This is a genomic window from Pseudomonas sp. Leaf58, assembly GCF_003627215.1.
Lineage (GTDB): Bacteria > Pseudomonadota > Gammaproteobacteria > Pseudomonadales > Pseudomonadaceae > Aquipseudomonas.
On record NZ_CP032677.1, the window covers coordinates 3,985,219 to 4,004,615 of the forward strand.

A 19,397-nucleotide genomic window follows, 5' to 3' on the forward strand; every position below is an offset into this window, starting at 1 on the left:
TTTATCGCCCAGGAACCGTACATGACTCGCCAGCTCCTGCTCCTCGCCCTGCTCGCCGCGGCCCCTGCCGCCTGGTCGGCGCAGCCATGCGCCGTGGAAATCCATGGCACCGACCAGATGGCTTTCGACAAGGCTGCCATCAGCGTGCCCACGGCCTGCACCGCGTTCACCGTCACCCTCACCCACCCTGGCGACATGCCGAAGAACGTGATGGGCCACAACTGGGTGCTGAGCACCCAGGCCGACATGCAGGGCGTGCTCGACGACGGCCAGAAAGCCGGTGAGGCGCAGGGCTACGTGAAGCCCGGCGACGCCCGCGTCATCGCCCACACGCGCCTGATCGGCGGCGGCGAACAGGCCAGCGTCACCCTTGACACTCGAGCGCTGAAAGGCGGTACCGCCTACAGCTTCTACTGCTCGTTCCCGTTCCACAGCACCTTGATGAAGGGCACCCTGACCCTCGGCAGCTGACCCCGCCCCCACTCCACCAGCGAGATCATGCTTCATGAAAACCTCCTCCCCTGGGGCCATCCGCGAATTGCTGGGCCTGCTCAAACCCTACCGCCCGGCGGTCATCGGCTCGGTACTGCTGGGCATGGTCGGCGGCCTGGCCGTGACCGCCTTGCTAGCCACCGTCAACCAAGGCCTGCACGCGGCAGGCGGCATGAGCCACGGCGTGATCCTGGCCTTCGCCGGCCTGTGCGTGCTGGCCCTGGTCAGTAGCGTGGCTGCCGACAGCGGTACCAACTACGTCGGCCAGAAAGTCATCGCAAGGCTGCGCAAGGACTTGGGCGCCAAGGTGTTGTCGGCGCCCATCGAACAGATCGAGCGCTACCGCAGCCACCGCCTGATCCCGGTGCTGACCCGCGATGTCGACACCATTAGCGACTTCGCCTTCGCCTTTGCCCCGCTGGCCATCTCGCTGACCACGGTGACCGGCTGCATGGCCTACCTGGCCTGGCTGTCGTGGCCGATCTTCCTCATCACCCTGGCAGCCATTGGCATCGGTAGCGGCGTGCAGTACATCGCCCGGCAGAAGGGCGTGGCCGGTTTCAACGCCGCGCGCGACGCCGAAGACAACCTGCAAAAGCACTACTCGGCCATCGCCGAAGGGGCCAAGGAACTGCGCATCGACCGCCGCCGCCGCCACACCATGCTGACGCGTAACATTCAGGGCACCGCCGACTTCATTGCCAACACGCATATCCGCGCCATCAATATCTTCGTCGCGGCCAAAAGCCTAGGGTCGATGCTGTTCTTCGTGGTCATCGGCCTGACTCTGGCCTTGCAGTCGCTGTGGCCGAGCAACGACCCGGCGGTGATAAGCGGCTTCGTGTTGGTGCTGCTGTACATGAAGGGCCCGCTGGAAACCCTGATCGGCAACCTGCCGATTCTCGGCCGCGCGCAGATTGCGTTCCGCCGCATTGCCGACCTGTCCGAGCGCTTCGCCTCACCCGAGCCGCACCTGCTGCTGGCACCGCCGGTCACGCGTACCGCCCCGGCTACTGCGCACCTGGAGCTGCACAACGTCGAATACGCCTACCCGCCGGTGGACGGCAACGAGCCGTTCCGCGTGGGGCCGGTGAACCTGAGCATCGCGCCGGGCGAGATCCTGTTCATCGTCGGCGAAAACGGCTGCGGCAAGACCTCGCTGATCAAGCTGCTGCTGGGCCTGTACACCCCGCAGCGCGGCGAAGTGCGCCTGAACGGCACGGCCGTCGGCCCAGAGGCGTTGGATGACTACCGCCAGCTGTTCACCACGGTGTTCGCCGACTATTACCTGTTCGAAGACCTGCCCGACCACGAACACAGCCTGCCCAGTGATGCCACGCGCTACCTGGAACGGCTGGAGATTGCGCACAAGGTGAGCGTGCGCGACGGCGCCTTCACCACCACCGACCTGTCCACCGGGCAACGCAAGCGCCTGGCGCTGGTCAATGCCTGGCTGGACGGGCGGCCGGTGCTGGTGTTCGACGAATGGGCGGCGGACCAAGACCCGACCTTCCGCAGGGTGTTCTACACCGAACTGCTGCCGGACCTGAAGCGCATGGGCAAGACCATCATCGTGATTTCGCATGACGACCGGTATTTCGATACGGCGGACAAGGTGGTGCACCTTAGCCGTGGGAAGGTGGTCGAGGCGGTGGAGCCAGCCTGAAACAGCCAGGGGTTGCTGCGCAGCCCCTTCATCAACCACCGCCTATAATCACTCTATAATCTTTCTATAATTCGCTATAAACAACGCTCCCGGGGAAGTCTATAATATCCCTATAATCACTCTATAATTGGCTATAAATTCTAGTGGAGGGGCAGAAATGCCTGAAACCGTCTACCACCGCCCGGCCCTCGCCTCCCGCCTGTCGAAACTGATCCTGCAAGTCGCCGTGGGCAGTGCAGCAAGCTCAGGTGTGTTTCTCGCTGCGCCACGACGCACCGGTAAATCCACTTTTGCCCGCGAAGACCTGCGCCCTGCCCTCGAAGCAGCCGGGGCAATAGTGCTGTATGCCGACCTGTGGAAAGACCTGACCAAAGACCCAGGCCAGGTCATCGTGGAAGCTGTGCGTGAAGCGGTCGCTCGCAACGAAGGCTTCATCACGCGCCTGGCAAAGTCGTCAGGTATGGAAAAAGTCACTGTCGGCGGGCTGAACTTCAGCCTGGACAAGATCGGACTCGGGCAAGATATCGACCTGACCACCGCCCTGGTGGCGCTCTCTGATGAGTCCCGCAGGATCATCGTCCTGATCATCGACGAAGCGCAGCATGCAATCACCACGGAACAAGGCATAGCAGCCCTGTTCGCCCTCAAGGCAGCCAGAGACGAACTCAACAGTTCGAAGCATCATGGCCTGCGCGTCGTCTGCACGGGTTCAAACCGGGACAAGCTGGCCATGCTGCGCAACAGCAAGGATCAGGCATTCTTCGGTGCTTCCATGGTGCAGTTCCCAACGCTGGACCAGGACTTCATCGATTGGCTTTGCGCCAATATCGACTTGCCCTGCGCACTCGACCCCGCGGAGGTATTCCAACTGTTCCGCGAAAGCGGCTACCGCCCAGAACTATTGGGCGCAGCAGCGGATGAAATCCGCTTCGACTTCAGCATTGCGCCCGAGGCCATTCCGGCGCGATTCAGCGAACTTGTTCAGGCACAAGCCAGTGACTTGAACGCAAACATGAGAAAAGTGATCCATAGCCTCACCCCTATTCAGTCTGCTGTGTTGCGTGTCATGTGCGTCAAGGGTAACGACTACGCGCCGTTCGAGGCCCCAACCCTGGCACTGTACGCCAAGGCGATGGAACAGGCAGGCGTGGACGCAAGCGAAGTAAAGGCCGAGGTGCCGGGGGTACAGCAAGCTCTCATCGCCTTGCAGGACAAGAACCTGGTGTGGAAAGCATCGCGGGGGGTGTACGCGGTAGATGAACAGGTGATAGTCGATCTAGTGCGCGCCGATGGTTTGCTGGAAGGTCTTGCTTGAGTAGGCCAGGATCTGCTCGTAAGCGCCAGGCCAACCTGGCGCTGTGAGCAAACTGGAATCAGAACAACCAGTGATACAACAAATACACCACCGCCGCCGCCAGCACCGGTCGCAGCACACGGTAGGCCTTGGGGTTGGCACGCTTGAACTGCTTCACCTGGCCACTGACCTTGTTGCTGAAGCGCTTGCTCCAGGCATAGGCCTGGTTGATCCCACCCACGCGCTCGTCGTCGGTGTTCTGCGGGGCAGTGGCGCGGCCGAGGAAGGCACTGACGTTGCGGTTGACGCGGGCCATCAGCGGGCTACTCAGCGGGCGCTCGATGTCACAGAACAGGATCACCCGGGTGACGTCGGTTTCATTCTTGACCCAGTGCACGTAGGTTTCGTCGAACATCACATCCTCGCCATCACGCCAAGCGTATTCCTCGCCATCGACGTAGATGCGGCAAGCATCGGAGTTGGGGGTGGACAGCCCCAGGTGATAGCGCAGCGAGCCAGCGAAAGGGTCGCGGTGCGGGTTGAGGTGGCTGCCACCCGGCAGCAGGGCAAACATCGCGCCCTTGACGTTGGGGATGCTGCTAACCAGCTCGACCGTGCGCGGGCACAGGGTTTCGGCCGACGGCAGCGGTTTGTCGTACCACTTCAGGTAAAAGCGCTTCCAGCCTTTTTTGAAGAACGACCCAAAGCCGGCGTCGTTGTCTTTCTCGGCGGCACGAATGTAGCCCTCATCGAACAAGCGCATGGCCTCTTCGCGGATTTCCTGCCAATTGTCTTTCAACACATCCAGCTCGGGGAAGCGCTGGCGGTCCAGGTAGGGTTTGGACGGCACGCCGGAAAACAAATACATCAAGGCATTGTAGGGGGCGAACAACGCCGAATGGTTGACGAACTGGCGCAACACCGGCAGGCGGGCCTTGCCGCGCAGGTGCACGAACAGCACGCTGCCGAAAAACACCAGCAAGACACCCGCCTTGGCTGCAAAGGAAAAGGTCATGCATTCACTCCTTGAGGAAAAGCCACGCCACGCGCACGGCTCTCCTGTAAATCATCCTGCCATCATAAACTGATGCCGCCGGGGTAAAAACAACCTGGGCGGCAACTCAGTCATGACGATTTTGCAATGAACCCAGCCAGCAAACGTTGCGCCGGATCAGCGGCAACGCCGATTACTGCTGGTTTTCCTGCTCGCTGAACATGTCGGCGAACAGCATGCTCGACAGGTAACGCTCACCCGAGTCAGGTAAAATTACGACGATGGTCTTACCCTGCATTTCCGGTTTTTCGGCCAGGCGTACGGCTGCTGCCATTGCCGCGCCGCAGGAAATGCCGCAAAGAATGCCCTCCTCCTGCATCAGGCGGATGGCCATGGCCTTGGACTCTTCGTCGGTTACCGTCGCCACTTGGTCGACAATCGACAGGTCGAGGTTTTTCGGCACGAAGCCGGCGCCGATGCCCTGGATCTTGTGCGGGCTGGGCTTGAGTTCTTCGCCGGCCAGGGTTTGGCTGATCAGCGGCGAGGACACTGGCTCGACGGCCACCGACAGGATCGCCTTACCCTGGGTGTGCTTGATGTAGCGCGATACACCGGTAATGGTGCCGCCGGTACCCACACCCGCCACCAGCACGTCGACCGCGCCATCGGTGTCGTTCCAGATTTCCGGGCCGGTGGTCTTCTCGTGGATCGCCGGGTTGGCCGGGTTTTCGAACTGGCCCGGCAGGAAGTACTGGGCCGGGTCGGAGGCGACGATTTCGTTGGCCTTTTCGATGGCGCCTTTCATGCCCTTGGCGGGGTCGGTCAGCACCAGTTCGGCGCCCAGCGCCTTCAGCACCTTGCGCCGCTCCAGGCTCATCGAGGCGGGCATGGTCAGCATCAGCTTGTAGCCACGGGCGGCGGCAACGAAGGCCAAGCCGATACCGGTGTTGCCCGAGGTGGGTTCGACGATGGTCATGCCCGGCTTGAGCTTGCCGCTGCTTTCGGCATCCCAGACCATGTTCGCGCCGATGCGGCATTTGACCGAATAGCCCGGGTTGCGCCCTTCGATTTTGGCCAGGATGGTCACGCCGCGCGGGGCAATGCGGTTGATCTGCACCAGCGGGGTGTTACCGATGGAGTGGGCGTTGTCTGCGAAGATACGGCTCATGGCAGGGGTCCTAGGCATGAAAACAAGCAGGGAAAGACCTCAAGGGTAAGCCTGGGCCAGTGGCCAGTAAAGCCTGTTCGAACTCCGCCGGGCGCATTGCGGTCAACCGCACATCCCACATTGGAGACACCCCGATGAGAGCCCGTTATCGCTGGCCAATGATCGGCCTGGCCAGCTTGGTGGTGGTGCTGGTGGCGCTGCACATGGCCCTGCCCTATCTGGTGCGCGACTACCTCAACGACAAACTGGCCGACATGGGCGACTACCGTGGCCAGGTGGCCGACGTGGACCTGGCCTGGTGGCGTGGCGCCTACCAGATCAACGGGCTGAAGATCGTCAAGACCAGCGGCAAGGTGCCAGTACCCTTCCTTGACGCACCGCTGATCGACCTGTCGGTGAGCTGGCACTCGCTGTGGTATGACCGCGCCGTGGTGGCCGAGGTGGCCTTCGTGCGCCCCGAGTTGAACTTTGTCGACGGCGCTAGCAAACAGACGTCACAGACCGGCCAGGGGACAGACTGGCGGCAACAGCTGGAGAAACTGCTGCCAATCACCCTCAACGAAGTGCGTATCGACAACGGCGTGCTGAACTTCCACAACTTCAACGCCAAGCCACCGGTCCATCTCAAGGCCACCCAGCTGGATGCCAACATCCGCAACCTGACCAATGTGCGCAACAACAAGGGCCGGCGCGACGCCAGCCTGGACGCCAGCGCCCTGCTGCTGGGCGATGCCAAGGTAGAAAGCCGTGCCACCTTCGACCCGTTCAGCGACTTTGACGACTTCCAGTTCCGCCTGCGCGCCACGGGCATCGAACTGCGCAAGCTCAATGACTTTTCCAGCGCCTACGGCAAGTTCGACTTCAATGCCGGGCACGGTGACCTGGTAATCGAAGCCCAAGCCCAGAACGGCCGGCTTACCGGCTATATAAAACCGTTGCTGCGCGATGTCGACGTGTTCAACTGGCAGCAGGATGTGCAAGAGAAGGACAAAGGCTTTTTCCGCTCGGTGTGGGAGGCGCTGGTGGGCGCAACCCAGTCGGTGCTGAAGAACCAACCGAAAAACCAGTTCGCCACCCGCGTGGAACTCAGTGGCAGCGTGCACAAGCAGGACATCAGCGCCTTCGAGGCGTTTTTGCAGATCCTGCGCAATGGGTTTATCCAGGCGTTCAATGCGCAGTACGAGCAACCGAAGCCGAAGTCTGACTGAGCAGGCGTGACGGGGCATTCAGGGACTGAATACCCGGTCTGCGTTTCCAGCCGCCAAACCCCGCGTTATAGTCGGTAACAAATCGAAAACCGGTGCTGGGCCTTTCGCGGGCGTGCCCGCGAAGACGCCCAGCCAGGCTGATAGCAGAGGACAGACCCATGAAGTTCGAAGGCACCCGCGACTACGTCGCCACAGACGACCTGAAACTGGCGGTAAACGCGGCCATCACCCTCGAACGCCCGTTGTTGGTCAAGGGCGAGCCTGGCACTGGCAAGACTATGCTCGCCGAGCAGTTGGCGGCCTCGTTCGGTGCGCGCCTGATCACTTGGCACATCAAGTCCACCACCAAGGCCCACCAGGGCCTTTACGAGTATGACGCGGTCAGCCGCTTGCGGGATTCGCAGCTGGGCACCGAAAAAGTCCACGATGTGCGCAACTACCTGAAAAAGGGCAAGCTGTGGGAAGCCTTCGAGGCCGAAGAGCGGGTCATTTTGCTGATCGATGAAATCGACAAGGCCGACATCGAGTTCCCCAACGACCTGCTGCAAGAACTCGACAAGATGGAGTTCTACGTCTACGAAATCGACGAGACCATCAAGGCCAAGCAGCGCCCGATCATCATCATCACCTCCAACAACGAAAAAGAGCTGCCGGACGCCTTCCTGCGTCGCTGCTTCTTCCACTACATCGCCTTCCCCGACCGCACCACCCTGCAGCAGATCGTCGACGTGCACTACCCGAACATCAGTCAAACGCTGGTCAGCGAGGCACTGGACGTGTTCTTCGACGTGCGCAAAGTGCCGGGCTTGAAGAAAAAGCCCTCAACCTCCGAACTGGTCGACTGGCTCAAACTATTGATGGCCGACAACATCGGTGAAGCGGTACTGCGCGAACGCGACCCGACCAAGGCTATCCCGCCGCTGGCTGGTGCGCTGGTGAAGAACGAGCAGGACGTGCAACTGCTGGAGCGCCTGGCCTTCATGAGCCGGCGCGGCAACCGCTGACGGGAGCCGGGCCATGTTGCTCAACCTGTTCAATGAAATGCGTGCGGCCAAGGTGCCGGTGTCGGTGCGTGAACTGCTCGACCTGCACCAGGCCCTGCAAAAGCACGTGGTGTTCGCCGACATGGACGCGTTCTACTACCTCGCCCGCGCCATCCTGGTGAAAGACGAACGCCACTTCGACAAGTTCGACCGGGCCTTCGGCGCCTACTTCAAAGGCCTGGAAAACCTCGATCGGCACATTGAGGCGCTGATCCCAGATGACTGGCTGCGCAAGGAGTTCGAGCGTTCGCTCAGCGATGAAGAGCGCGCGCAGATCCAGTCGCTGGGTGGCCTGGACAAGCTGATCGAAGCATTCAAGAAGCGCCTTGAAGAACAGAAGGAACGCCACGCCGGTGGCAACAAGTGGATTGGCACGGGCGGCACCAGCCCCTTCGGCTCGGGCGGTTTCAACCCCGAAGGCATCCGCGTGGGCGAGGCCGGTAAACGCCAGGGCAAGGCGGTGAAGGTGTGGGACCAACGCGAATACAAGAACCTGGACGACCAGGTAGAGCTGGGCACACGCAACATCAAGCTGGCCCTGCGCCGGCTGCGCAAGTTCGCCCGTGAAGGCGCTGCCGAAGAGCTGGACATCGACGGCACCATCGACCACACCGCGCGGGACGCCGGGCTGCTGAACATCCAGATGCGCCCCGAGCGGCGCAATACGGTGAAGCTGCTGTTGCTGTTCGACATCGGCGGCTCGATGGACGCCCACGTCAAGGTTTGTGAAGAGCTGTTCTCGGCGTGCAAGACCGAGTTCAAGCACTTGGAGTACTACTACTTCCACAACTTCGTCTACGAGTCGGTGTGGAAGAACAACCTGCGCCGCACTTCGGAGCGGTATTCCACCTTCGACTTGCTGCACAAGTATGGCGATGACTACAAAGTGGTGTTCGTCGGCGATGCGGCCATGGCGCCCTATGAGATTACCCAGCCGGGTGGCAGCGTGGAGCACTGGAACGAAGAGGCCGGGTATGTGTGGATGCAGCGCTTCATGGAGAAATTCAAGAAGATCATCTGGATCAACCCGTACCCGAAGCAGGCTTGGGACTACACCGCATCGACCCATTTGGTGCGGGATTTAATCGAGGACAAGATGTACCCGCTGACCTTGCAGGGGTTGGAAGAAGGGATGCGTTACCTGTCCAAGTGATGTTGCCGGTACCGGCCTGTTCGCGGGCAAGCCCGCACCTACAGGGTATGTGTAGGTGCGGGGTTACCCGCGAACAGGCCCGTCGCCTTACCGCCAACGGTTCAGGTATGCCTGCTGCTCCCGGTAGGCCTCGTCCTGCACCACCGCCCTGAACCGCACCAGCGCCCCCGGCATGCACTGCGCCAGTTGCGCCAGCGCCAACGGCGTCAACGCCCCCAACCGCGGATAGCCGCCAATGGTCTGCCGGTCATTGAGCAGTACGATCGGCTGCCCATCCGGCGGCACCTGCACCGCCCCCAGTGGAATCCCTTCGGAAATCATCGGCGCGCCTTGGTACACCAGTTGCGGCCCCAGCAGGCGGATGCCCATGCGGTCAGCCCGGCTGTCCAGCGTCCAATCGCGGTTAAATGCTTCGAACAGGCTGCTGCCGCTGAAATCACCGATCTGCGCGCCCATTACCAGGTCGAGCACGGGTTTTGACGCATACTGCGGACGCAGTTTCGCGGGTACTTCGCGCAGGGTTGCTGCACTACCCGCAAATGTCAGCGCCTGGCCTTTACCGAGTGCAGCACCCAGGCCATCGATACCACCCAGTGCTTCCCGCACCACCGTGGCACAACTGCCCAGCACATCCTCGCCAAGGAACCCGCCAGGTGCCGCCAGATAAGCCCGCACACCCTGCTTCGGCTGCCTCAAGCTCAAGCGTTGCCCCTTGGCCAGGGCAAAGCTACGCCAGGGCCCCAACGGCTGGTCATCAACCCGCGCCTCCAGGTCGGCACCGGCAAGGGCCAGCACACAATCCTGTTCGGCTACCAGGCAAAAACCACCCAGCGCCACCTCGACCACCGGCGCCGCTAGCGGGTTGCCCAGCAGCCAGTTGGCCCAGTGCATCGCCACCCAATCCAACGCCCCGCCCTGGGTCACGCCGAGGTGACGCACGCCAAAGCGCCCGGCGTCCTGCAACTGGCACAGCGGTGTACTGGCCTCGATCTTCAACTGCTTCATCCTTGCGCCTCCACATCACCGCCCAAGGCCACGAACTCACTGCGCGAAATGGGCACGAAGCGCACCCGATCACCGGCTTGCAACAGGCTGTAGCCCTCGCGTTCACGCTCGAACAAGCGCACCGGGGTACGGCCAATCAGGTTCCAGCCACCCGGTGATACTGCTGGGTAGGCGGCCGTCTGGCGCTCGGCAATGCCGACACTGCCGGCTGCCACGCGTTTGCGTGGCGTGCTCAGGCGCGGGCTGGCCAGGCGTTCGTCGACCAGGCCCATGAAGCCGAAACCGGGGGCAAAACCCAGGGCGAACACTGGGTATTCGCGCTGGCTGTGCAAGCGGATCACCTCGGCTTCAGTCACGCCGCAGCGGGCCGCCAGCACCGGCAGTTCCGGGCCGACGCTGGCGTCGTACCACACCGGGATTTCATGGCAGCGACCGCCGCTACCGGCATCTGCCTGCAAACCGTCTAGCGCCTGGCGGATCAACGCCCTGGCCGCCGCCGGTGGCAGGTCGAACTGCACCATCAGCGTAGTGTAGGACGGCACCAGGTCGAGCAAGTGCGCGCCGAACACCGCACGCAGGCGCTGGCTGGCAGCGAGCACCCACGGCATGTTGGCCTCGTCGATACCCTCGAACAGGCGCACCATCAGGCTGTCGATGGCCACCACTTCTATGCGCGCTTTCATCGCGCCCCCAGCGCATCAAGGGCCTGGCGGATCTGCCGCACCGCTGCCACCGAACTGTCGTTGTCGCCATGCACGCACAGGGTGCTGGCTGCCAACTGCAACGCACTGCCATCGTCGGCCACCAGCGCTTCGCCACGCGCCAGGCGCACGGCCTGCTGCACCACCAGCGCCGGGTCATGGTGCACCGCACCCGGTAAGCGCCGCGCCACCAAGTGGCCTGTGGCGGTGTAGGCACGGTCGGCGAACGCCTCGAACCACAGCGGCACGCCGATTTCGTCGCCCAGCGCCTGGGCGGCGCGGTTGTCGGCGGTGGCCATCAGCATCAGCGGCAGGTCGCCGCCATAGGCGGCCATGGCCTCCATTACGGTACGCAGCTTGAGCGGGTCGGCCATCATGTCGTTGTACAGCGCGCCATGCGGTTTCACGTAGGCCACCCGGCCACCCAGCACCTTGCAGATGCCGTCCAACGCACCGATCTGGTAATGCAGCAGGTCGCGGATTTCTTCCGGGCTGCAGGCCATCGAACGGCGGCCAAAACCGACCAGGTCCGGGTAGGCCGGGTGCGCACCCAGGGTGACCCCGTGCTCCAGCGCCAACGCCACGGTGCGGCGCATGATGCTGGGGTCGCCGGCGTGGTAGCCGCAGGCAATGTTGGCGCAATCGATGTAGGGCATTACCTCGGCATCCAGGCCCATGCGCCAGCTGCCAAAACTCTCGCCCATGTCGCAATTGAGTAGCAGGCGTTCCACTGCGCAGCCTCCGTTGTTGTTGTCCATATGCCTACCTTACCGCGCCTGCAGCTGTTTACCGCGGGTTTCCGGCAGGCTCAGCGCGGCCACGATCACCACCCCGTAGGACACGGCGGAGAACACACCAATGCCCAGGCCCAGCGGCACTTTCTGGCTGAGCACACCGATCAGCAGGGGGAACAGCGCCGCGATGACCTTGCCGATGTTGTAGCAGAAGCCCTGCCCCGAACCGCGGATACGCGTGGGGAACAGTTCGGTGAGGAACGCGCCCATGCCGCTGAAAATGCCCGAGGCGAAGAAGCCCAGCGGGAAGCCCAGCCACAGCATCACGCCATCGCTGACCGGCACCTGGGTGTACAGCAGCACGATGACGAACGAGCCCACGGCGAACAGGATGAAGTTCTTCTTGCGCCCCAGCAGGTCGGACAGGTACGCGCTGACTACATAGCCGATGTAGGAGCCGACGATCACCATGGCCAGGTAGCCCCCGGTGCCCAGCACGCTCAGGCCGCGCTCATTTTTGAGAAAGGTCGGCAGCCACGAGGTGATGGCGTAGTAGCCGCCCAACGCGCCGGTGGTCAGCAGCGACGCACGCACGGTGGTCCAGAGCATGCCCGGGGCGAAGATTTCGTAGAAGTGCGAGGGCGCCTCGGCGTTTTCCGTTGCCTTGGCTTGGCGGTACACCTCAGGGTCTTTGACCAGGCGGCGGACGAAGATCACAAACACCGCCGGCACCAGGCCCAGCAGGAACAACGCGCGCCAGGCTTGCTCTGCCGGCAGCCAGGAGAACAGCAGTGCATACAAGATGGCGGTGAGGCCCCAGCCAAGCGCCCAGCCGGACTGCACCATGCCCACCGCCTTGCCACGGTCCTGGGCGCGGATCACCTCGCCGATCAGTACTGCACCAGCGGTCCACTCGCCACCGAAGCCAAAGCCCATCAGGGTGCGGGCGATAAGTAGCTGTTCGTAGTTCTGGGCAAAGCCGCAAAGGAAGGTGAAGAAAGCGAACCACAGCACCGTCAGTTGCAGGGTGCGGACTCGGCCGATACGGTCGGAGAGGATACCGGCAACCCAGCCACCCACGGCCGAGGCGATCAGCGTACTGGTGTGAATGAGCCCGGCTTCGGTAGTGGTGATGCCCCACAGCATGATCAGTGTAGGGATGACGAAGCTGAGCATCTGGGTGTCCATGCCGTCGAGGCCATAGCCGATCTTGCAGCTCCAGAAGGTGCGACGTTGCTGTGAGTCGATATCGCGATACCAGGCGAAGGGCCCGGACGAAGGGGGGGTACTGACCTGCTGTTGCACGCCGGTGGGGTTCATGCTTGCCTCGGCTTGTTGGTATTGTTTTATGGGCGACGCAAGGTCGCGGCCTGGCACCATTGTTCAGAGGCCGCGCCGCCTGCGTCCAACGAGAAAAACCGCCGGTCTGGAACAAGAAAAACTGATCATGAACCTTCGCTTCCTCGAAACCTTCGTCTGGGTCGCCCGGCTCAAGAGCTTCCGCCTGACGGCAGAAAAGCTGTTCACCACCCAGGCTTCGGTGTCCAGCCGCATTGCTGCGCTGGAGGCGGACCTGGGCGTGAAGCTGCTGCTGCGCGATTCACGGGGTGTCAGCCTGACCCCGGAAGGCGGCAAAGTGCTGGAATATGCCGAGCGTATGCTGGAAACCGCCAAGGCCATGAAGCAGTCGCTGGACAGCGACCGGGCCAAGGTCGGGCGGATCCGCATCGGGGTGATGGACACGGTGATCCATACCTGGATGAGCGCGCTGGTGGCGGAGCTGACCGAGCGCTACCCGCAAGTGGAAATCGAGCTGGTAGCGGACACTGCACTGAACTTGCGTGAGCAATTGCAGAAGGGTTTTCTCGACGTGATCTTGCAAACCGACCTGCTGCGCGAGCAGTCGATTCGCAGCCTGGACCTGGCGCGCTACCCGATGGGCTGGGTGGTGGCCGCCGGCTCGCACCAGCACCGCGACTACGCCTCGCTGGCCGAACTGGGCCGTGAGCGCATCATCACCTTTTCGAAGAACTCGCGGCCGCACCAGGAGGTGTTGAGCCTGCTGCAAGGCGCCGGGGCCGAGACCCCGCGCTTGAACTGCGTGAACTCGGTGGCGGCGATTACCCGGCTGTTGCGCGATGGCTTTGGCATTGGCGCGTTGCCGCCAGCGCTGGTGGATGCCGAGCTTAGCCGGGGTGAGCTGGTGTTACTGCAGGGGCTGCAGCCACCACCGAGCCTGGAACTGGTGGTTGCCTGGCAGACCGGGGTGGCGCTGGTGGATGAAGTGGTCGGGGTGTGCCGGCAGGTGCTGGAGGGGTATGCACGGGATGTGGGGGGGCAGAGAATAGTGTTGGTCTGACGCAACTACTGTGCTGCCTGTGCCGGCCTCTTCGCGGGTAAACCCGCTCCCACAGGTACTGCATCAACCTCGAATGCCGTGCAAATCCTGTGGGAGCGGGCAAGCCCGCGAAAAGGCCGGTACAGGCACAGCAGAAATCAGCGCCAGCTTTCTTTCACCGCGCCACGCCGCCCGCCAAGGATCACCCAGCCAATCCCCAGCAACAGGCTCTCGACCACAAAGGCCAGCACAAACCCTGCGCCAACGCCCCAGCCAATTGCCTCGGGCACCAGCAAAATTTGGTAGCTGTAGCCGTTAAGCGTCTCTTCGCGCAACTGCGGGTCTGCCTGCACCAGCACATGCCAGGTACGCTCGGCCCAAGGCCCTTGCAGCGCCTGCCATTCGGTTTCCAGCAGTTGGTTGCGGATCATCAGGCTTTCGATGCTGTTCGCGTCACTCAGGAACACCGGGTCGTCACTGCTGCGGTAGTGCCGCAACAGCGCCTGCAAGTCACCATCGAAGAAGCGTTCGGCGGTTTGCCGGAAGCCATCGAGCGCCTCGCGCGATTCGTACAAATGCGCCTCGACCCGCTGGCTGTAGTCCTTGACCAGCCCGGGGACCTGGATACCGGCCAGCAGGCCGAAGGTAAACAGCAGCAACCGCAGGTAACTTCTGAACATGCAGCGTCCTTAGCTCTGGCCGTGCGCCACGCACTCGCCGTGCCGCCACAGGGCCCATTGTCCCGGCTCGTAGCGCTGCCAGGTCTCGTTCTCGGTCAGGGCCTCGGTGGCGATCACCGTGACCACGTCATTGGGGGTGGTTTCGGTATGAAAATCGACGATCAGGTCGACATCCTTCAACCGTGCCGCACCAAACGGTGCTCGGCGGGTGATGTGCACCAGCTTGGTCGAGCAGAAGCAGAACAGCCAGTCGCCGTCGCTGAGCATGCAGTTGAACACACCCTGACCACGGTAGCCGGCACAGGCTTCGACCAGCACTGGCAGCAGCTGTTCCACCGGCACTGGCTCGGGGAAGGCGCTGCGAATGCGGTTGAGCAAGTCGCAGAAGGCCGCCTCGCTGTCGGTGTCGCCCACCGGCCGGTAGAAGCTGGCCAGGCCCTTGAAATCGCCCAGCTGGCCGTTGTGCGCGAAGCACCAGTTGCGGCCCCACATTTCCCGCACGAACGGGTGGGTATTGGACAGGCACACCTTGCCGACGTTGGCTTGGCGGATGTGGCCGATGACCACTTCGCTCTTGATCGGGTAACGCTGCACCAGGCTGGCGACTTCCGACTCACTGCTGGCGGCCGGGTCTTGGAACAGACGCAGGCCACGGCCTTCGTAGAAGCCGATGCCCCAGCCGTCACGGTGCGGGCCGGTGCGGCCGCCGCGCTGCATCAGGCCGGTGAAGCTGAAGACGATGTCGGTGGGGACGTTGGCACTCATGCCCAGCAGTTCGCACATAGGCGTGGCTCCAGTTACAGACGGGGCTCGACCCGGCCACCGCCACGGGGGGCAGGCGGTGGGGCGTCACGGTAGCGGTCGTGGCGCTCGGCGGCCAGCGGGGTTTGGCTACCGAACTGCTCATCTTCAGCAGCCTGGCGCTGGGCAGCGGCCTCGGCCTGTGCGCGGCGCTCGCGGGCGCGCTTTTCCAGCGGCCAGCGCAGCAGCACGAAGAGGAAATACAGGCCGAAGGCGATCATGCCGTACATGGCGAAGTCGGACACCGCGCGCCAGGCGTTGTTGCCAACCTTGAAGGCGACGTCCAGGGCGGTGATGGCAATGGCCGGGGCGAAGCTTTCCTTGACCGGGTCGACGATGGTCGGGGTTAGTAGCAGCACTGCCAGCACCACCCGCAGCGGTTCGCGCAGCCAGCGCCACATCCAGCCGGTGAGCTTGAAGGCCACCAGCAGGCAGCCGAGGGCGGCAACGGCGTAAAGGCCCCAGGCGAGGGTGTAGTCGTTCTCGGTCATGGTGTTCGTGCAAGCCAGGCGAAGAGATGCCTATGATAAACACTTTTCCGGGCGCAGACAGTGTTTGCCTGAACCGGCCTCTTCGCGCGAAACCTGTAGGAGCGGGCTTGCCCGCGAATGGGCCGGCACAGGCCCCCTAATCAAGAGATCCTCAATGCCAACCAAGCCCCACCCCCCAATTGCCCATCAGGCCCAGGCCGCCGACCCGTACGCCTGGCTGCAACAGCGCGACACCCCCGAGGTACTCGCCTACCTGCAGGCCGAAAATGCCTACCAGGAAGCCTGCCTGGCCGACCAGGCGCCACTGCGCGAACACCTGTTCGAAGAAATCAAAGGGCGCATCCTGGAAACCGACCTGTCGCTGCCAGCGCCCTGGGGCCCCTACCTGTACTACACCCGTACCACCGCTGGCGACGAGTACCCGCGCCACTACCGCTGCCCGCGCCCGGCGGACGATTCCAATACCGTCGATGAAAGCCAGGAACAACTGCTGCTCGACCCCAACGCCTTGGCCAACGGCGGCTTCCTGTCGCTGGGCGCCTTCAACGTCAGCCCCGACCACCGCCTGCTGGCCTACAGCCTCGACACCAGCGGCGACGAAATCTTCACCCTGTACGTCAAGGACCTGGCCAGTGGCAGCGTCACCACCCTGCCCTTCGACGACTGCGACGGCAGCCTGACCTGGGCCAACGACAGCCAGACGCTGTTCTTCGCCGAGCTGGACGACACCCACCGGCCGTGGCGCCTGCGTCGCCATACCCTGGGCAGCGCCGCCGTGCAGACTGTGTTCGAAGAACCCGACGGGCGCTTCTTCCTGCACTGCTACCGCACCAGCTCCGAGCGCCAGCTGGTGCTGTTGCTGAACAGCAAGACCACCAGCGAGGCCTGGGTGCTGGACGCCGACACCCCGCAAGCACCGTTCACCTGCCTGGCGCCGCGTGTCGAAGGCCACGAGTACTTCCCCGACCATGGCCAGCTCGACGGCCAGTGGCGCTGGTTCATCCGCACCAACCAGGACGGCATCAACTTCGCCCTGTACCACGCCCCGGTGGCACCAGTGCCTAGCCGTGATCAGTGGCAAGTGCTGGTGCCGCACCGCGACACGATCATGCTCGAAGGCCTTAGCCTGAATGCCGGTGCACTGACCCTGAGCCTGCGCGAAGGTGGCCTGCCGATCATCGAAGTACGCCCGCAAGGCCTGGCGGCCTACCGCGTCGAGCTGCCCGATGCGGCCTACAGCCTGTACGTGCAGGACAGCCTGGAGTTCGCCAGCCCACGCCTGCGCCTGCGTTACGAAGCCCTCAACCGCCCGGCCCAGGTGCGCCAGCTGGAGCTCGCCAGCGGTGCCCAGGCCGTGCTCAAGCAAACCCCGGTGCTGGGGCCGTTCGATGCCGATGACTATGTCAGCCAGCGCCTGTGGGCCAGCGCGCCAGACGGCACGCAAGTACCGATCAGCCTGGTGCGCCGCCGCCAGGACCTGGGCCAGAGCGTGCCGCTGTACCTGTACGGCTACGGTGCCTATGGCGAAAGCCTCGACCCGTGGTTCTCGCATGCGCGCCTGAGCCTGCTGGAGCGCGGCGTGGCCTTTGCCATCGCCCACGTGCGCGGCGGCGGTGAACTGGGCGAAGCTTGGTACCGCGCGGGCAAGCAGGAACACAAGCACAACACCTTCAGTGACTTCATCGCCTGTGCCGAGCACCTGATCACCGAGGGCGTGACCGCTGCCGATCGCCTGGCCATCAGTGGCGGCAGCGCCGGCGGCCTGTTGATCGGCGCGGTGCTTAACCTGCGCCCGGAGCTGTTCCGCTGCGCCATCGCCGAAGTGCCGTTCGTCGACGTGCTCAACACGATGCTCGATCCCGAGCTGCCGCTGACCGTGACCGAGTACGACGAATGGGGCAACCCTGAAGAGCCTGAGGTGTACGAGCGGATCAAGGCGTATGCGCCGTACGAGAACGTGAAGGCGCAGGCCTACCCGGCGATGCTGGTAGTGGCGGGCTACAACGACAGCCGCGTGCAGTATTGGGAAGCGGCCAAGTGGGTGGCGAAGTTGCGTACGTGCAAGACCGACAGCAACCTGCTGCTGCTCAAGACCGAGATGGGGGCTGGGCATGGCGGGATGAGTGGGCGGTACCAAGGGCTCAAGGATGTGGCCTTGGAGTATGCGTTCGTGCTCGGCGAGTTAGGTATCGCGTAAAGCCCGGATTTGAGCCCCCGCGCGATCCCTGTGGGAGCGGGCCGAATGTGTTCAATCATCCTGCACCGGCGCCTTTGGCGGCTCCTGCCGCAACCCCGGCAGGGGCTGGTCCTTCGGCGGCCCGGGCACCGGCATGGGCGGCAACAATGGCGCCCCCGGCTGGCTGTCATAGGCCTTGGGCGGCGTACTCGGGGTTATCTGCGGGTACGGCGTGGGCGTGGGCGTACCCGGTGCACCTGGCACCGGCGTGGTGAGCCGGGGTGGCGTGCTGGCGGCTTCGGCCATGGGCAGGCCAGCCAACAACAGCGCAGTGAGGATCGCGCGAAACATCAGCAACCTCCTGTCGGGAACCTTCCTACAGGCTACGCCGATATTCAGGTTTTCGCCTGTCCGCTTGCCCTGCAAGCGCGCTAGACTCAAGGGCATAACCGTCATTCGCCTGATCAGAACGAAGGAAACACCATGAGCTCCACCTCTTCCGCCGCCGCCACCGCGCGCCTGGACCGCATTCTGGCCGATGCCAAGCGTGACAAGGAAATGGGCTACCGCGACAAGGCCCTGAGAATGTACCCGCACGTGTGCGGCCGCTGCGCCCGCGAATTCGCCGGCAAGCGCCTGAGCGAGCTGACCGTGCACCACCGTGACCACAACCACGACAACAACCCGCAGGACGGCTCCAACTGGGAGCTGCTGTGCCTGTACTGCCACGACAACGAGCACTCGCGCTACACCGACCAGCAGTACTTCAGTGAAGGCTCCACCAGCACCCCGAGCATCGCCAAGGCCACCCACAACCCGTTTGCTGCGCTGGCCGGCATGCTGAAGAAAGACTGACCATCGATTCGCCCCCCGCTGTTACCGGGCAGCCCGTATAATCGCGGTTTTTTTCGCGAAGGGCCCCGGTACGTGGCAAACAAACGATACAGCTGCATCGGCCTGTTCAACCCCAAGTCGGCAGAAAATGTCGGTTCGGTGATGCGCGCCGCGGGTTGCTATGGCGTCAATTCGGTGTTCTACACCGGCAAACGATACGAACGCGCGCGTGACTTCGTCACCGACACCAAGCGCGTGCACTACGACATCCCGCTGATCGGCATCGATGACCTGCAACGCATCATTCCGCTGGGCTGCACGCCAGTGGCGGTGGAGCTGGTGGAAGGTGCGCGGCCGTTGCCAGAATACACCCACCCGGATCGGGCCATTTATATCTTCGGGCCGGAGGATGGCTCGTTGAGCGAGGATGTGCGTGGCTGGTGCGAAGAGACCATCTACATTCCGACCGAAGGCTGCATGAACCTGGCGGCGACGGTGAATGTGGTGCTGTATGACCGCATGGCCAAGGGGCTCAATACCCGCTCGGGGCCCAAGTTCAAATAACCGACTGAACGATGGCGGCAGCCGGCTGGTCAGCTGCTTACACGTCAGACGGAGA

At 63.2% G+C, this 19,397-nt stretch carries 20 protein-coding genes; 10 read left to right on the plus strand and 10 right to left on the minus strand.

All coding sequences use genetic code 11. The annotated features are described in order from the left end of the window. Positions 1–21: 21 nt before the first annotated feature. The 3 genes from azu to DV532_RS18450 all read left to right on the plus strand — a co-directional run bounded on the left by azu (position 22) and on the right by DV532_RS18450 (position 3,473). Entirely contained in the window at positions 22–471 is a 450-nt protein-coding gene (gene azu, locus DV532_RS18440) for an azurin (RefSeq protein WP_056804784.1), read from the plus strand. A gap of 34 nt (positions 472–505) precedes the next feature. Then, positions 506–2,158, plus strand: a complete 1,653-nt coding sequence (locus DV532_RS18445; RefSeq protein ID WP_056804781.1) for a cyclic peptide export ABC transporter — start codon at positions 506–508, stop codon at positions 2,156–2,158. A 157-nt stretch (positions 2,159–2,315) separates the two neighbouring features. Then, positions 2,316–3,473, plus strand: a complete 1,158-nt coding sequence (locus tag DV532_RS18450; RefSeq protein ID WP_056804779.1) for a hypothetical protein — start codon at positions 2,316–2,318, stop codon at positions 3,471–3,473. 58 nt (positions 3,474–3,531) lie between these two features. On the opposite strand, the gene DV532_RS18455 is transcribed toward DV532_RS18450, so the two are convergent. Beyond that, positions 3,532–4,467: an aspartyl/asparaginyl beta-hydroxylase domain-containing protein gene (locus tag DV532_RS18455; protein WP_056804773.1), complete on the minus strand. Its 936-nt coding sequence runs from the start codon at positions 4,465–4,467 to the stop codon at positions 3,532–3,534. Positions 4,468–4,639: 172 nt separating this feature from the next. Next, positions 4,640–5,614 carry a cysteine synthase A gene (gene cysK / locus DV532_RS18460; RefSeq protein ID WP_056804770.1) on the minus strand — a complete coding sequence of 325 codons (975 nt, stop codon included), beginning with the start codon at positions 5,612–5,614 and terminating at the stop codon, positions 4,640–4,642. A gap of 134 nt (positions 5,615–5,748) precedes the next feature. On the opposite strand from cysK, the gene DV532_RS18465 reads away from it, so the two are divergent. The 3 genes from DV532_RS18465 (at position 5,749) to DV532_RS18475 (ending at position 9,018) form a co-directional block, all read left to right on the plus strand. After that, positions 5,749–6,822 (plus strand): DUF748 domain-containing protein, encoded by a 1,074-nt coding sequence (locus DV532_RS18465; protein WP_056804768.1) that lies wholly within the window; start codon positions 5,749–5,751, stop codon positions 6,820–6,822. A gap of 158 nt (positions 6,823–6,980) precedes the next feature. Then, complete coding sequence (locus DV532_RS18470; protein WP_056804766.1) at positions 6,981–7,826, plus strand: MoxR family ATPase; 846 nt, start codon at positions 6,981–6,983, stop codon at positions 7,824–7,826. A gap of 13 nt (positions 7,827–7,839) precedes the next feature. Continuing rightward, complete coding sequence (locus DV532_RS18475; RefSeq protein ID WP_056804763.1) at positions 7,840–9,018, plus strand: VWA domain-containing protein; 1,179 nt, start codon at positions 7,840–7,842, stop codon at positions 9,016–9,018. An 87-nt stretch (positions 9,019–9,105) separates the two neighbouring features. Here DV532_RS18475 and DV532_RS18480 read toward each other — a convergent pair whose 3' ends face one another. From DV532_RS18480 to DV532_RS18495, 4 genes are read right to left on the minus strand one after another with little or no spacing between them, the layout of a single operon-like run. After that, complete coding sequence (locus tag DV532_RS18480) at positions 9,106–10,023, minus strand: biotin-dependent carboxyltransferase family protein (RefSeq protein WP_056804761.1); 918 nt, start codon at positions 10,021–10,023, stop codon at positions 9,106–9,108. After that, positions 10,020–10,706, minus strand: a complete 687-nt coding sequence (pxpB, locus tag DV532_RS18485; protein ID WP_056804758.1) for a 5-oxoprolinase subunit PxpB — start codon at positions 10,704–10,706, stop codon at positions 10,020–10,022. Before pxpB ends, DV532_RS18480 begins: the two co-directional genes overlap by 4 nt. Next, positions 10,703–11,482: a 5-oxoprolinase subunit PxpA gene (locus DV532_RS18490; protein WP_056804755.1), complete on the minus strand. Its 780-nt coding sequence runs from the start codon at positions 11,480–11,482 to the stop codon at positions 10,703–10,705. The genes pxpB and DV532_RS18490 overlap by 4 nt, the downstream gene beginning before the upstream one ends. A 9-nt stretch (positions 11,483–11,491) precedes the next feature. Continuing rightward, complete coding sequence (locus tag DV532_RS18495; RefSeq protein ID WP_056805401.1) at positions 11,492–12,778, minus strand: MFS transporter; 1,287 nt, start codon at positions 12,776–12,778, stop codon at positions 11,492–11,494. 127 nt (positions 12,779–12,905) lie between these two features. Here DV532_RS18495 and DV532_RS18500 point away from each other — a divergent pair, with 127 nt between their 5' ends. Then, positions 12,906–13,817, plus strand: coding sequence for a LysR family transcriptional regulator (locus DV532_RS18500; RefSeq protein ID WP_056804752.1), 912 nt, complete (start codon positions 12,906–12,908; stop codon positions 13,815–13,817). A gap of 137 nt (positions 13,818–13,954) precedes the next feature. On the opposite strand, the gene DV532_RS18505 is transcribed toward DV532_RS18500, so the two are convergent. The 3 genes from DV532_RS18505 to DV532_RS18515 are packed head-to-tail and all read right to left on the minus strand — an operon-like array spanning position 13,955 to position 15,768. After that, the gene (locus DV532_RS18505) at positions 13,955–14,476 is read right to left on the minus strand and encodes a DUF2937 family protein (RefSeq protein ID WP_056804749.1); all 522 of its coding nucleotides are present in this window, start codon (positions 14,474–14,476) and stop codon (positions 13,955–13,957) included. Positions 14,477–14,485: 9 nt separating this feature from the next. Then, on the minus strand, positions 14,486–15,259 hold the full coding sequence (locus tag DV532_RS18510; protein ID WP_056804746.1) for a class II glutamine amidotransferase: 774 nt from the start codon (positions 15,257–15,259) through the stop codon (positions 14,486–14,488). A 14-nt stretch (positions 15,260–15,273) separates the two neighbouring features. After that, entirely contained in the window at positions 15,274–15,768 is a 495-nt protein-coding gene (locus DV532_RS18515; RefSeq protein ID WP_056804743.1) for a hypothetical protein, read from the minus strand. Between the two features lie 154 nt (positions 15,769–15,922). Here DV532_RS18515 and DV532_RS18520 point away from each other — a divergent pair, with 154 nt between their 5' ends. Further along, positions 15,923–17,965: a S9 family peptidase gene (locus DV532_RS18520; protein WP_056804740.1), complete on the plus strand. Its 2,043-nt coding sequence runs from the start codon at positions 15,923–15,925 to the stop codon at positions 17,963–17,965. 51 nt (positions 17,966–18,016) lie between these two features. Here DV532_RS18520 and DV532_RS18525 read toward each other — a convergent pair whose 3' ends face one another. Further along, a complete protein-coding gene (locus DV532_RS18525; RefSeq protein ID WP_056804737.1) occupies positions 18,017–18,295 on the minus strand; it encodes a hypothetical protein in 279 nt (92 codons plus the stop codon). Between the two features lie 132 nt (positions 18,296–18,427). Here DV532_RS18525 and DV532_RS18530 point away from each other — a divergent pair, with 132 nt between their 5' ends. Both DV532_RS18530 and DV532_RS18535 read left to right on the plus strand, forming a co-directional pair. Next, positions 18,428–18,799, plus strand: a complete 372-nt coding sequence (locus DV532_RS18530; protein ID WP_016488597.1) for a YajD family HNH nuclease — start codon at positions 18,428–18,430, stop codon at positions 18,797–18,799. Between the two features lie 72 nt (positions 18,800–18,871). After that, a complete protein-coding gene (locus DV532_RS18535) occupies positions 18,872–19,342 on the plus strand; it encodes an RNA methyltransferase (RefSeq protein WP_028693028.1) in 471 nt (156 codons plus the stop codon). The last annotated feature ends 55 nt before the right edge of the window (positions 19,343–19,397 follow it).